The sequence below is a fragment of the Streptomyces sp. NBC_00209 genome (assembly GCF_045206345.1).
Lineage (GTDB): Bacteria > Actinomycetota > Actinomycetes > Streptomycetales > Streptomycetaceae > Streptomyces.
The window spans coordinates 2,955,145-2,968,193 of the sequence record NZ_CP108121.1; the positions used below are offsets into that span (position 1 = coordinate 2,955,145).

Consider the following 13,049-nt stretch of genomic DNA (forward strand, 5'->3'; position numbering starts at 1 on the left):
CGTGATCGGCGTTACGGACGCCCCATGGACATCCCACCCCGCCGGAAAGGTCCTCCCCGATGAGCGAAAGCAAGCTGGCCGGTCAGTTCTTCGATGCGGCGATCGGCCTGCTCGGGAGGGTACGGGACGAGGAGGCCGGGAACATCGCGGCCGCCGGTGCCGCGATCGCCGACACCGTCGAGGCGGGCGGCCGGCTCTTCGCCTTCGGCGCCGGGCACTCCTCGCTCGCCGCGCAGGACGTCGTCTACCGGGCGGGCGGGCTCGCCCTGATGAACCTCATGGTCGTCCCCGGCGCCCTCGGCGTGGACGTCATGCCCGCCACCCTCGGCTCGGCCCTGGAACGCGTGGACGGCCTCGCGGGCGCGGTGCTCGACTCCAGCCCCGCGAGGTCCGGCGACGTGCTCGTGATCATCTCGCTCTCCGGGCGCAACGCCCTGCCCGTCGAGATGGCGCTCAACGCCCGCGCGCTGGGCCTGAAGGTCATCGGCGTCACCTCGGTCGCGTACGCGGAGGAGACCCGGTCCCGGCACAGCTCGGGCGGCTTCCTGCGGGACCACTGCGACATCGTCCTCGACAGCAAGATCGCGATCGGCGACGCGGAGCTGGAGGTGGACGGCATCGAGGCGCCGTTCGCGCCCGCGTCCACGGTGGTCACCAGCGCGATCATGCAGGGCATGATGGCCGCGGCGGCGGAGCGGTTGCTCGAACGCGGGATCGAGCCGCCGCTGCTGCGGTCGGGGAACGTGGACGGCGGCCACGAGTGGAACGGGCGCGTGATGACGCAGTACGCGGACCGGATCTTCTACCGGCACTGAGGCTTACGGGGCGGCCGGTCCGCCCAGCTGGTGCAGGTCCACCGATGCCGCCACCCGGGCCGCCACGCTCTCCGCGTACATCGCGTCCGGGCGTGCGAACGCGGCGCGGTGGGACGAGCGGAGGAACGTCACCACGCCCAGGGTGCGGCCGCGGCTGCGCAGGACCGTGGAGAGGGCGTGGACCGCGTCCGGGGGCCACTGGCGGCGGCGGGCCCACTCGCCGTCCGTCCGGTCCGCCCCCGCCGAGGTGCGCACCGAGCCCGTGCGGTCCACCGCCTGGAGCGCCGGGTGGCCCGGCGCGTACCGCAACGGGATGCCGCCCCCGGCCACCGGGAGGCAGGGGCCCGGCGCGTCGGCCGGGGTGGCCGCCGCCCGGACCAGCCGCTCCCCCGCCATCAGGTCGACCAGCGCGTGGTCGGCGAACCCGGCCAGCGCGAAGTCGAGCGACGCCATCGCGGCCTCCATCGGGTCCTCGCACTCCGCCGCGGACCGCGAGGCGCGGTGCAGCTGGTTGGAGCGGAAACGCAGCCGGTCCGCCTCCTGGGCGGCGAGCCGGGCGTCCGTGACGTCCTGGAAGACCCAGCCGGCGCCCAGCGGCACGGGCTCCTCGGTGAGCGGGGACGCCAGCCGCAGGAAGCCGCTGCGCCAGCAGCGACGGCGGGTGCCCTCTCCGCCGCGCAGGGTCACCCACAGCTCGGCGGGCGCGTCCGGCGCCCCCTCGGCGAGGACGTGCTGAAGGGCGCCCTCCAGCTCCTCGACCCCTTGCGCGATCAGCTCGCCGAGGGGCCGCCCCAGCATCGACGTACGGCCGCCGCCCAGGGCGCGGGCCGCGTGGGCGTTGACGACGGTGGGGCGCAGGTCCACGTCGACCAGGACGACGCCCCAGGAGGCGTCCTCGAACAGGGCCTCGCTGAGCGCGATGGCCCGTTCCAGGTCGATCTGGGCGTGGACCTCGCTGAACGCGCAGTACACCGTTCCTATTCAGTGAGCAGGAGTGGGTCTTGGACCCACACCCTGGCACTGCGGACATCCCGAACGGTGTTGGGTGTCCTGGTTGCCCGCGTTCTCGCCGCGTCCGGTGGCGCGGATCGTGTCCGTGGTCCGGGGATGCGGGGGCGGGGTCCCTCGCGCCCTGGGGCACCTGGTGCGGCCTGGACGGTCCGATGCCCGTGCGCATCGCTCTGGTGCGCGCGGGGCGGTGTCGTCCGACGCCGAATCGGGTGTCCGAGGGCGCGTCTCCCGATCGCGATACCGGCGGCATCGTGACGGGTCATTCTGCGGCGGGGGGTGGTCAGTGGCTTCTGCCAGTGCTGGCCACCCCACATCGAGGTGTAGGCGGGGTCGACGGCGATGATCGCGAGACCGTGTTCGGCGGCCATGGAGACCAGGCGGGCCTTGAGCTTGCCGGTCGGCAGGCCGGAGATCAGCTGCCGGAAACGCTTCCTACGGCCATGCTTCTCCCGGGTCTTCTCCGCACCGAAGTCGAGGTCTTCGATGGCGATCGCGGTGACACCGGTCCGGCGGGCCCAGTGCAGGAGGCGGGTGAGGGCGTGGCGGACCTGCGCGTCACGGTGTGCGGCCGTTCCGGACAGGTCGTAGCCGAAGCGGTGGGGTTCGCCGACCGGGTTGCCATGGGCATCGAGGCGGTAGGCGGCGAAGTGATCGGCATTGGTGTCCACCCCGATCACACCCCCGGCCCTCGCCGCCTCCAACGGGGCGGTCTGCACGATCGGTCGTTGCCAGGACGCGGTCAGGTACCAGCGTCCACGGCGGGTGTCGTAGTGGATGCGGTAGGCGACAGCACGGTTACCTTCGACGCGGTCGGCCCACTCCCCACCCCGGTGCGCGAACCCAACCGTGCAGGTGAGGGTGTAGCGGCCGTGCGCGGTGTTGGCCAAGTGAGCCAGGGGGGCGGGGAGCTTGATGCTGACCCGGCCGTCCGGGGTGACGCGGATCGTCTCGTTGCCGTACCGCTTCCCCGACTCACCGTCCGCCGCGAGAAACCAACGCTCCGCCTCCCACCGCTGACGCCACTCCTCCTCCGTCAGCCCGGCCTCGGTCAGGTGATGGCGGGTGTTCAACAGGCTCTTCCCGCCCCGCACGACCCGCACCCGCCCCGACCGCCAGTCCGCGACAGCAGCCGCAAGCCGGTCCTCCAACGCTTTGAGGCGACGGGACTTGTGAAACCACTCACCCCGGGACCGGTAACCACCCGGCGCACGTTTCGTGCCCTTCGAGCCGACCGGGAGCGACAACCGGTGGCGCAGTGTCCTGATTCCGGTCTCAAGGCTGCGGATGTGCGCGGCCAGGCACCGCCTCGCCAGCGCCCACTGATCATGCGACGCCTTCGTGACCGCTCCCGCCCATCTGGATGACGACTCGCCCGTCAGACCCCGCTTACGGGCCGCCCATGAGGCGCTGGAGTGCTCCAGGCCCTCAGTGCAACGCGCTTTGAGGTCCATCGAGGCGAGCGAGCCCAGGTGCGCACTCACCAGGCGCAGCACGTTCCTGTCCTCGTGCGTGAGGTCCTTGAGCCGGGTACGTACCGCCACACCGGACGGGCCGGGAGCGACGAACGCAGCGGTGACCGGGCGGAGGTCAGCCATGTTCGGCGGCCTCCATTGCCCTGCGGGCACGGTTCCGTGCCGACCTGCGCCCGTACAGGCGGGCGCAGAACGAGGTCAGCACCTCCACCATGTCCCACACCAGGTCGTCCTCGACTTCGCCGTCGTCCAGCACCAGGAGGCGACGGCCCGTCGCGCACAAAGCGGCCTCGACAAGTTCTACGTTCATCCGGCCGAACCGGTCCTTGTGTTCCACCACCACGCAGGTCACGTGCGGATCGGCCAGCAGGCGCCGGGCCTTGGGGCGGCAGCCGTTCATCCCGGAGGCGATCTCTGCCTCGACCCGAACGACCCGGTGACCGGCCTTCGCCGCCCACGCCGACAGCCGGGCGACCTGGCGCTCCAGATCGCTCTTCTGGTCGTGCGAGGACACGCGGGCATACAGACCCACTCCGCCCATGGCCCCGGACGTGGTGTTCGCGTCCACGTTCACCAGGATCGTGCGCGGCCCGACCCGCTGAGCCGGCACCGGCAACGTTCCCTCACGGAACCACCGATACGCGGTCTGCGGATGCACACCCTGCGTCCTCGCCCACTCCGTCAGATTCACGCCCTGAGAACGACACTCACTCAAACGTGGTTACGCTCACTCCCTCAGCTCTGAGGAACAGCAGGTGGATACCCCGGCCGGCTTCCCGTCCGCGCCCCGGACCCCGGCGGACTGGGTGCGCACGAGGACCCGGCCGCCGTCCTTGCGCAGCAGCGCGAACTCGTGGACCTGGCGCCCCGGCGCCTCCATGACCGCCATCAGCGCCGCCGCTGCACCTCGTCCGCGTCGGCCCGGCGCACCGCCCAGCCGGCCAGCCCGGGCCGGCCCACGGCCTCGTCGGCGGACCAGCCGAGGACGCGCTCGGCCTCGCGGTTCCAGTGGGTGACGGTGCCGTCCATACCGTCGAGGAGCGCCGCCAGCTGTCGTGCGCAGAGTGGATGTCAGTGGCGCGCAGAGTTGTGTCAGTGGGATGGCACCGTGGCGAGACGACCCAAGAGGAAGAAGAAGCGGCCCCCCTTCGGCATACCGAAAGAGATCATCCTGCTGACTGGGCAAGGCGTGTGGCCCTACACGTTCATCGCCGACGACTCGGGTGGCGGATGCGGCAAGGTCCCGATGCCCGCGGACGCGCCCCTTGAGGACGTACAGACGGCGATCTTCACGCAGCTTGCAGACCTCACCCGCATATTCCACGGCGTTGAGATCGACGTTGAGTGGTCCTCCCTGACGCCGGATTCGTGGGTAGGCCACATCCGTCGTGTCACCGCGGAGGAGCCTGCTCCGCCTGGCGCGGTACCTGAGGTCGGCTGACCGCGGGTCGGGTCACCACAGCAACGCAGCTGAGCCGTCGCCGTGATCAGACGCCGCTGGGACCTGGTAGAACCGGGTCCTTATGGCACTTGGTCCACGAAGTTCTGGGGGCGGTATGGCGGGACCGGCAGTTGGACTGTGGCTCTTCGAACAACGCGGGTTTGCCGACATCCTGGCCGACGTGGTCCCGTGGTTGGAGACCTTCTGCGACCCGGTGGAGACCAAGGCCAGCGGCGATGTTGACTTCTGGGTGCGCGACGGTTCGGCCTTGGGCCTGCGGGCCTTCGATCCAGCCGGCGTCGGCGTGTTCTTCCTCTCAGAGGACGAGGAGATGCCTGCCGAGGACGAGGACTACTCATCCTTTTCGCGGCCACCGGCGCAGGGGCTGGTAGTCGGCACCGGCTGCTCGGGTTCGGTGAACCATGTGCTGCTCGGTCACCTGACGCTCGCTCTGGCCTGCCGCCTCGATGCCATGGTCGACTTCGACGGCCTCTTGAGCAGCCGCCCCGGCACAGGAGAGGACACGGGGACCGAGACCGCCCTGGCCCGGGGGAGAGCACTGGCGTCAACCCTGCCGGGAACACTCGCGGAGGTCTCCTATGACACTGGGGGCGGTGGGCGGTGGCATCGACACGTCGGGGACGTGGAGTTTCTGAGGGCTTGGCTGCGGCATCCTGATTTCCACTTGATCAAGTAGCGGCACGGCGTCGCCAGGCGACTGGCTCAGTTCGGTGTCATGGCCTGACAGCGGCCACTCCAGATTCCCCACGGACGGCCAGTTGAGAAGTCACACTCCGTCACTAATACCTTGGCATGAGGGGTCACTCACCCGGCTGGGGGAAGCAGATGGTTCCGGCGGCTGACGCCACCCGCCCCGGTCGATGCGACGTTTCAGAGCATGACTGGTGTTGAACGGACGATGAAGGCGCCCTGGAGCGCCTCGTGGCAGCGATGGCCGCGCTGTGTGGCCTGGGCAACGATGCTGTGGGCGGTGCTGTATGCCGGCTTCGGCCTGGTGTGCGCGTTGAGCGGGACCTCCGCGCTCCCTCGCGGCGGTGGCTCATGGGTTTCCGGGCTGGGGTGGGTGGTCGTGGCGGTGGGCGTGCTGGTGACGCTGGTCAGCGGGGCAGTGGTGCGGTACGGGCTGCGGCCGGAGTTGCGGGTGTTGCTCTGGGTGGCCTGCGGGCTTGCCGGGATCATCGCGTTCAGCCTGCTGATGGATGTGATCACGCTGATGGTCGGTCAGGGAGTGGACAGTCGGGCCGCAGCCGCGAACAAGGCCCTGGCAGCGGTCGGGGCGGTCCTGCTCGCGGCCATGGCCCGGTCCGACCGCCTGCCCGCCGGTACTGCCGTACGAGCGCCGGCCGCCGCATCGAGGCCCGTTCAACTCACCGCTTGGGCGGGGACGCTGGCCTTTGTTCCGTACGCGGCGATGAAGCTGGTCTGGGCGTCCGGCGGGACGTTCGCGGGGATCACCAGTGAGGAGATGCTCGCGGTCTCGGAGCGGAACGGCGCCTCAGGGATCTTCCTCACCCTGGAGTCCTGGGGCCTGGACCCCACCGCCCTGCTGGCCGTGCTCGGCGTCTTCCTGCTCTGGGGCCTGGTCCGCCCGTGGGGGCAGGTCTTCCCACGCTGGACGCTGCTCCTGCGCGGCCGACGGGTACCGCGCTGGCTCCCGCTCGCCCCGGCTCTGCTCGGCGCTGCCACGCTCGCCCCGTACGGGGTTGTGGGGGTCGGATACTTGACCCTGGCCACGGCTGGCGTAGTGACGATGCGGCCCGGCGACTTCCACTCCTCAGGTGACGCGCTGCTGGTCGGCTGGATCGGGATAGTCGCCTTCGCCGTTTACGGCGTCGCCCTGACCATCACGGCCCGCTCGTACTGGCTTCGGACGCGTCCCGCCTGCCGGATGAGTATCAACGCAGAGTGACCGTACGCGGCCAGTTAGATCCCCGCTAACTGGCTGTCCATGGGGAATTTCAATTGGCCACTAACAATGGCCTCAGAGTCGGGTGCGCCGGACCTCATGAACCTGCATCGGCGGCCCCTCGGGCCTCTGCGGCGTGTCCCACAGGTACCTCGATCTGCTCCAGCGTGGCGACGGATACGCGTACGGCTACCAGCGGGAAGTCGTCGAATAAATCGCTTGAGCCTCGGAAGGAGGGCTCCTAGGCTGGCGTCAGCGAAGAAAGGAGGTGTTCCGGAAGTGATTTCTTCTCGGACTCGTGAGGTGACTGCGGGCTGACGCCCGTTGTCGCGCTCTTTGCAGTGCAGGCCGGTCATCGGCCAATCCCAAGCAGTCACCGACCCGCAGGCTCGCCGGTAAGTCCGGCCGGCTCCTCCGCAAGGAGGGACCAGAGCCTGCGGGTTTCCGCATGTCGGGGGCGATTTACGGGCACAGGCGCTCGACGCGCCACGTGCCTTTCTCGCCGCCCTCGCGGACGTAGCGCAGCCGGTCGTGGAGGCGGTTCTCGTGGCCCTGCCAGAACTCGATCGTCTCGGGGACGACGCGGAAGCCGCCCCAGTGCGGGGGCGCCGGGACCTTCTCGGCCTCCGGGTAGCGGGCCGACAACTCCTCGTAGCGGGCGGTCAGCTCCTCGCGGCTGCCGATCACCGTGGACTGCTCGCTCGCCCAGGCGCCGAGCTGGGAGCCGTGCGGGCGGGTGCGGAAGTAGGCGACGGTCTCCTCGCGGGGGACGCGGGCCGCGGTGCCGGTGACGATGACCTGGCGGGCCAGCGGGTGCCAGGGGAAGAGCAGCGAGACATACGGGTTGGCCGTCAGCTCGCTGCCCTTGCGGGAGCCGTAGTTGGTGAAGAAGACGAAGCCGCGCGCGTCGTACATCTTCAGCAGCACCGTGCGGGAGGAGGGGCGGCCCTCGGGGGTCGCCGTGGAGACCACCATGGCGTTCGGCTCGTGCAGCATGCCGCCGGCGGCGACTTGGCGGAACCAGCGCGCGAACTGGTCCATCGGATCGGGCGCGAGCGAGTCCTCGGTGAAGGTCTCGGATCGGTATTGCTCGCGCATCGCGGCCGGATCGGTGGTGGAATCGAAGGAGGAGTCTGAGGAGTCTGGGGTGGGCACGGTGCCATCCTGCCGCAGCGGCCGGACGGGCCGGAGGTCCGCCCGGCGCAACCGTCGAACCGAGGGAGCCGCCTGATGTCCGACTTCGTACCCGGACTCGAAGGAGTCGTCGCGTTCGAGACGGAAATCGCCGAACCCGACAAGGAGGGCGGTTCGCTCCGGTACCGGGGCGTCGACATCGAGGAGCTGGTCGGTCACGTCTCCTTCGGACATGTGTGGGGGCTGCTGGTGGACGGGGCCTTCGAGCCCGGTCTGCCGCCCGCCGAACCGTTTCCGCTCCCTGTGCACTCCGGTGACGTCCGGGTCGACGTGCAGGCCGCGCTGGCGATGCTCGCCCCGGTCTGGGGGCTGAAACCACTGCTCGACATCGACGCGGAGACCGCCCGCGAGAATCTGGCGCGGGCCGCCGTGATGGCGCTGTCGTACGTGGCGCAGTCGGCGCGCGGACAGGGCGTGCCGATGGTCCCGCAGCGGGAGATCGACAAGGCGGAGTCCGTGGTGGAGCGGTTCATGATCCGCTGGCGGGGCGAGCCGGACCCCCGGCACGTGAAGGCCGTCGACGCGTACTGGACGTCCGCCGCCGAGCACGGCATGAACGCCTCCACGTTCACCGCCCGGGTCATCGCCTCGACCGGGGCGGACGTGGCAGCCGCGCTGTCCGGCGCGGTGGGGGCCATGTCGGGCCCGCTGCACGGCGGCGCCCCGTCCCGGGTCCTCGGCATGATCGAGGAGATCGAGCGGACCGGGGACGCCACGGCGTACGTGAGGAAGGCGCTGGACAAGGGCGAGCGGCTGATGGGCTTCGGCCATCGCGTCTACCGCGCCGAGGACCCGCGCGCCCGGGTGCTGCGGCGCACCGCCGAGGAGCTGGGCGCGCCACGCTACGAGGTGGCGCGGGCGCTGGAGAAGGCGGCCCTTGAGGAGCTGCACGCGCGGCGCCCGGACCGGGTGCTCGCGACGAACGTGGAGTTCTGGGCGGCGATCATGCTGGACTTCGCCGAGGTGCCGGCGCCCATGTTCACGTCGATGTTCACGTGCGCGCGTACGGCGGGCTGGTCGGCGCACATCCTGGAGCAGAAGCGGACGGGGCGCCTGGTGCGCCCGTCGGCGCGTTACGTGGGCCCGGGCACGCGGAGCCCGCGCGAGGTCGCGGGGTACGCGGAGCTGGACAAGGACTGATCCTGGGCGAAGCCGCATGCCGCGTGCGGGGGACAGCACGGCATGCGGCCGTTCTGGGGGGCGGCGGTCATGCCTTACGCGGCCTGGGGCGCCCATTCGACGCCGTAGCGGGCGAAGATCAGCTGGATGTCGTCGTCGTTCGGCAGGTGCCCGGCGCCGCCGTCGAGTTCGGCGGCGATGAGCCCGGTGACGTCGCCGACGCTCTCCAGCGACATCGCCTTCTCCGGCGGGAGCGGGTCGAGTCCGAACAGGTCCTCCAGGGTGAAGGCGAGTTCGGCCAGGGCCAGTGAGTGGTAGCCCAGGTCGGAGATGAGGCGCTGCTCGGGCCGGCTGTGCTCGTTCTTCTGGGGGGCGACGAGCAGCACGAGCCTGCTCACCAGTGCCTCCACCGAGCCGGAGTCGATCACGGTGCTGCTGTCAGTCATGGGACTTCTCCACGTTCGATCACAGAGCCCGCGAGCCCGGCCTGATCCAAACGGAAGGCCCTCACCATGTTCTGGGCAGTGATCACCCGGACTCCAGGCAACAACTCCGGCAAGGGCGCGGCAACTCCGTACGGAATCCGTCCTTCCGGTGAGCGGTCCAGTTGCCTGCCGCATGCCGGAATCGTTGCCTGGAGCGGGCATACGGGCCGCTGCCACAATGCTGTCCGACCGTGACGGACAGCAGAGGTGGACCGGATGAGTGTGACGGCACGGCCGCAGGACGAACGCTGGGTCTCCGGCCGGCTCGCCGTCGGCACCGCGCGCACCCGGCTGATCTGCGTACCGCAGGCGGGCGCGGGCGCCGGGGCCTTCGCGGGGTGGCGGCGGCACATCCCGCCGGGCATCGAGCTGGCCCCCGTGGAGCTGCCGGGCCGGGGCACGCGGCAGGACGAGCCGATGCCGGACGGGTTCGATGAGCTGGCCGAACGGCTGCTGGCCGGGCTGACGCCCGAGTTCACCATGCCGTACGCCCTGTTCGGGCACAGCTTCGGCGGGGCGCTTGTCTACGAGCTGAGCCGCCGGATCGCGGCGCGGGGGCTGCCCGCCCCGGTCGCCACCCTCGTCTCCGGCTTCCGGGCCCCGCACACCCCGCCCCCGGCGACCATGTCCCAGGCGTCCGACGAGGGGCTGCTCGACTGGCTGCTCCGCAACGGCGGACTGCCCGAAGAGCTCCTGGAATTCCCGGAGTTCCTGGCCCAGATCATGCGCCCGATGCGCACCGACCTCCGGTTCGCGGAAGGCTATCTGCTCGCCGGGCCGGACCCGCTGCCCGGCCCGTTGCACGTGTTCGGCGGCGCCGACGACGAGGTGACGCGCGCCGACGGGCTGCCCGAGTGGCGGCACTGCGCCGGGGCCGCGTTCTCGCTCACGCTGCTGCCCGGCGGTCACCACTACCCCCACACCGACCCCGCCGCGATGGTCGCCGCGCTCACGGACGCCCTCGCCCGCACCGCGTAACCCCCGTACCCCACCCCCCGACCCCAAGGGAACGCCCATGCTCAGCCTGCTCGCCCTCGGCTCCGCCGCCCCCACCGCGCAGCTCGCGGCGGTCCATGTCGACGGGAGCGGCGACTTCGCCGTGGTGTTCAACACCGTTCTCGTCGTGGGGATCACGGTGGGAGTGCTGGTCACCCAGTTCACCGCGCGGGAGGTGCGGCCCCGGATGTACCTCTGGTGCGCGCTGCTCGTGGCGCGGGGCTGTGTGCCGCCGGGACCGAGCGAGGCGACGAAGGGCGGCATCGGCTTCCTGGTGCTCGCGCTCGCCATCTCCGTCGCGTTCGGCGCGCTGCGCGCCCGGTCGATGCCGATGTGGCGGGACACCGCGGGGAAGGTGATCCGCAAGGGCGGCATGGGCACGATGTGGCTGTGGCTGGCGACGATCGCGGCGCGGCTCGTGGTGGGCGCGGTCGCGCACCTGACGACCGGTGAGCCGATCAACGTCAACGCGCTGTGGCTGGGCATGGGTGTGACGCTGCTCGTCCAGCAGTACTTCCTGGGCCTGCGGGCGAAGGACTCCACCCTGCCGGTAAGGGAGTCGGCCGCGCCGGCCGCCGGTCCCCGGACCTCGGAGTGACCGCCGGGCTGCTGCCCGCCGGAGTGATCCTGGTCGAGTCCTTCGGTGACACGGGGGCCGCGGCCGGGATTCGCCTTTTCCCGGAGGAGGAGGCGCTGATCGCGGATGTGGTCGAGGAGCGGCGGCGCGAGTTCACGACCGTACGGGGCTGCGCCCGCGAGGCCATGCGGCGGCTGGGCCGGGAGCCCGCGCCGCTGGTACGGAAGGGGCGCGACGGGCCCACGTGGCCGGAGGGCCTGGTGGGCAGCCTGACGCACTGCGTGGGCTACCGGGCCGCCGCCGTCGCCCCCGCCGGGGCGTTCCGGGCGGTCGGGATCGACGCGGAGCCGGACGCGCCGCTTCCGCGCGGGGTGGCCGGGCGGGTGCTGGTCGCCGGGGAGCGGGAAGCCGTCGCGGAGCTGGGGCGGGCCGGGGCGCCGGTGGCGTGGGACCGGCTGGTGTTCTGCGTGAAGGAGGCCGTGTACAAGGCGTGGCATCCGCTGACCGGGCTGCCGCTGGGGTTCCTGGACGCGGAGGTGTCCCTGTCGGCGGACGGCACGTTCACCGCTCGGGTGCCGGGCGGCCCGGTGCCGGGCGGGGCGCCGTTCCCGGAGCTGCTGCGGGGGTCCTGGGCGGCCGGGCGCGGGCTGCTGCGGGTGGGCCTCACCGTGCCGGCCCCGGTACCGGACGGCGGTACGGGGCCGGGGGCGGCTGTTCAGGCGGAGGTCAGGGCGGCGGGCTGAGGGGTGAGGGTGACCGGGAGGCTCGCGAGGCCGTTGAGGAAGTTGGAGTAGACCCGGCTCTCCTCGCCGGTGACCGCCAGCTCGGCGGCGTACTCGCGCAATCCCTCGACCACGGCGGAGAGTTCGGCCCGGGCCAGGTAGGCGCCGATGCAGAAGTGCGCCCCGTGGGCGAAGCTCAGGTGCTTGTTCGGGGTGCGGGCCAGGTCGAAGCGGTGGGGGTCGGGGAAGACCGTCTCGTCGAAGTTGGCGGAGGCGTTCCAGACGGTGACGACGTCGCCCTCCTCGATGAACCGCCCGCCGAGGAAGGTGTCCTGGGTCGCGGTGCGGCCGCTGTGCAGGGCGGGCGTGGTCCAGCGCAGGATCTCCTCGACGGCCTGCGCCACCGGGACCTCGTCCGCGCACAGCGCCCGCCACTGGTCCGGGTGGTCGACCAGGGCGCGGAAGCCGCCGATCATGGCGAGCCGGGTGGTCTCGTGGCCGCCCATGATGATGCTGTAGCAGTTGAAGATGATCTCCTCGTGGGTCAGCGGGCGCCCGTCGACCTCCTTGCTGACGAGCAGGCTGACCACGTCGTCGTACGGCTTCTCGCGCCGCGACTGGGCCAGCTCGGAGAAGTAGAGCAGCAGGTCGTTGCGGGAGGACCAGGTGCCCTCCTGGGTGGGGGCGCCGTCGGTGGAGGAGAGCGCCGAGGACGTCAGCTCGATGATCCGGCCCCGGTCCTCGGGCGGTACGCCGAGCAGGTCGCAGATCGCGGCGAGCGGGATGTGCGCGGCGACGTCGGTCGCGAAGTCGCAGCTGCCGCGCTCCACGGCCTGCCGGATCAGCTCGCGGGTGGAGCGCCGGACGCTGTCCACGACGACGTCCAGGGAGCGCGGCGAGAAGGGCTTGCTGAGCACGCCCCGGAGCGCGGTGTGCGGGCGGCCGTCGGTGACGGCGAGCATCCGGCCGGCGGCGGAGTCCCCGCCGTGGAGGAGGGTGTCGAGCACGTTGCCGCGCTCGGAGGTGAAGGTGCGGCTGTCCTTGTAGACGGCGGCGACGTCCTCGTAACGGGTCAGGACCCAGAAGCCGTCGGCCTGTCCGGCCGGCGGGTGCCAGTGCACCGGGGACTCGGTCCGCAGGTGGCTCCACAGCTCGCGCAGGTCGTACGTGGCGTGCAGCCGGGGATCGGACAGGTCGGCCGTGTCGAGGTGCGCCGGGTCGAACACGGGGCGCTCGGTCATGATCGTTCCATTTCTGCGGTCGTGGTCGTGGGGCGCCGGGGCCGCCGGA

At 71.4% G+C, this 13,049-nt stretch carries 14 protein-coding genes and 1 pseudogene; 8 read left to right on the forward strand and 7 right to left on the reverse strand.

What is annotated here, in order from left to right:
• Positions 1 to 59: 59 nt before the first annotated feature.
• Positions 60 to 815, forward strand: coding sequence for an SIS domain-containing protein (locus OG867_RS13175; protein ID WP_406285257.1), 756 nt, complete (start codon positions 60 to 62; stop codon positions 813 to 815).
• Positions 816 to 818: 3 nt separating this feature from the next.
• Here the strand turns inward: OG867_RS13175 and OG867_RS13180 are convergent, their stop codons facing one another.
• The 4 genes and pseudogenes from OG867_RS13180 to OG867_RS13195 all read right to left on the reverse strand — a co-directional run.
• A complete protein-coding gene (locus OG867_RS13180; RefSeq protein WP_406290936.1) occupies positions 819 to 1,796 on the reverse strand; it encodes a PAS domain-containing protein in 978 nt (325 codons plus the stop codon).
• Complete coding sequence (locus OG867_RS13185; protein ID WP_328901617.1) at positions 1,793 to 3,421, reverse strand: transposase; 1,629 nt, start codon at positions 3,419 to 3,421, stop codon at positions 1,793 to 1,795. Before OG867_RS13185 ends, OG867_RS13180 begins: the two co-directional genes overlap by 4 nt.
• The gene (locus tag OG867_RS13190; protein WP_328901616.1) at positions 3,414 to 3,989 is read right to left on the reverse strand and encodes an IS607 family transposase; all 576 of its coding nucleotides are present in this window, start codon (positions 3,987 to 3,989) and stop codon (positions 3,414 to 3,416) included. The genes OG867_RS13185 and OG867_RS13190 overlap by 8 nt, the downstream gene beginning before the upstream one ends.
• 45 nt (positions 3,990 to 4,034) lie before the next feature.
• A pseudogene (locus OG867_RS13195) lies at positions 4,035 to 4,327 on the reverse strand (PAS domain S-box protein); the annotation flags it as partial.
• A 79-nt stretch (positions 4,328 to 4,406) separates the two neighbouring features.
• On the opposite strand from OG867_RS13195, the gene OG867_RS13200 reads away from it, so the two are divergent.
• The 3 genes from OG867_RS13200 to OG867_RS13210 all read left to right on the forward strand — a co-directional run bounded on the left by OG867_RS13200 (position 4,407) and on the right by OG867_RS13210 (position 6,669).
• A complete protein-coding gene (locus OG867_RS13200; protein WP_406285261.1) occupies positions 4,407 to 4,739 on the forward strand; it encodes a hypothetical protein in 333 nt (110 codons plus the stop codon).
• A gap of 115 nt (positions 4,740 to 4,854) precedes the next feature.
• Positions 4,855 to 5,436 carry a DUF6368 family protein gene (locus OG867_RS13205; RefSeq protein WP_406285263.1) on the forward strand — a complete coding sequence of 194 codons (582 nt, stop codon included), beginning with the start codon at positions 4,855 to 4,857 and terminating at the stop codon, positions 5,434 to 5,436.
• Positions 5,437 to 5,637: 201 nt separating this feature from the next.
• On the forward strand, positions 5,638 to 6,669 hold the full coding sequence (locus tag OG867_RS13210; RefSeq protein ID WP_328901613.1) for a hypothetical protein: 1,032 nt from the start codon (positions 5,638 to 5,640) through the stop codon (positions 6,667 to 6,669).
• 459 nt (positions 6,670 to 7,128) lie between these two features.
• Here the strand turns inward: OG867_RS13210 and pdxH are convergent, their stop codons facing one another.
• On the reverse strand, positions 7,129 to 7,764 hold the full coding sequence (gene pdxH, locus OG867_RS13215) for a pyridoxamine 5'-phosphate oxidase (RefSeq protein WP_406290938.1): 636 nt from the start codon (positions 7,762 to 7,764) through the stop codon (positions 7,129 to 7,131).
• A gap of 132 nt (positions 7,765 to 7,896) precedes the next feature.
• On the opposite strand from pdxH, the gene OG867_RS13220 reads away from it, so the two are divergent.
• A complete protein-coding gene (locus OG867_RS13220; RefSeq protein WP_328901612.1) occupies positions 7,897 to 9,000 on the forward strand; it encodes a citrate synthase 2 in 1,104 nt (367 codons plus the stop codon).
• 74 nt (positions 9,001 to 9,074) lie between these two features.
• Here OG867_RS13220 and OG867_RS13225 read toward each other — a convergent pair whose 3' ends face one another.
• Positions 9,075 to 9,425, reverse strand: coding sequence for an acyl carrier protein (locus tag OG867_RS13225; RefSeq protein WP_328901611.1), 351 nt, complete (start codon positions 9,423 to 9,425; stop codon positions 9,075 to 9,077).
• A gap of 255 nt (positions 9,426 to 9,680) precedes the next feature.
• Here OG867_RS13225 and OG867_RS13230 point away from each other — a divergent pair, with 255 nt between their 5' ends.
• From OG867_RS13230 to OG867_RS13240, 3 genes are read left to right on the forward strand one after another with little or no spacing between them, the layout of a single operon-like run.
• Positions 9,681 to 10,442, forward strand: a complete 762-nt coding sequence (locus tag OG867_RS13230) for an alpha/beta fold hydrolase (RefSeq protein ID WP_328901610.1) — start codon at positions 9,681 to 9,683, stop codon at positions 10,440 to 10,442.
• 37 nt (positions 10,443 to 10,479) lie between these two features.
• Positions 10,480 to 11,058: a hypothetical protein gene (locus tag OG867_RS13235; protein WP_406285266.1), complete on the forward strand. Its 579-nt coding sequence runs from the start codon at positions 10,480 to 10,482 to the stop codon at positions 11,056 to 11,058.
• A complete protein-coding gene (locus tag OG867_RS13240) occupies positions 11,055 to 11,780 on the forward strand; it encodes a 4'-phosphopantetheinyl transferase (RefSeq protein WP_406285268.1) in 726 nt (241 codons plus the stop codon). Before OG867_RS13235 ends, OG867_RS13240 begins: the two co-directional genes overlap by 4 nt.
• On the opposite strand, the gene OG867_RS13245 is transcribed toward OG867_RS13240, so the two are convergent.
• A complete protein-coding gene (locus OG867_RS13245) occupies positions 11,753 to 13,000 on the reverse strand; it encodes a cytochrome P450 (protein WP_328901607.1) in 1,248 nt (415 codons plus the stop codon). The two genes, OG867_RS13240 and OG867_RS13245, sit on opposite strands and share 28 nt — an antisense overlap.
• Between the last annotated feature and the right edge of the window lie 49 nt (positions 13,001 to 13,049).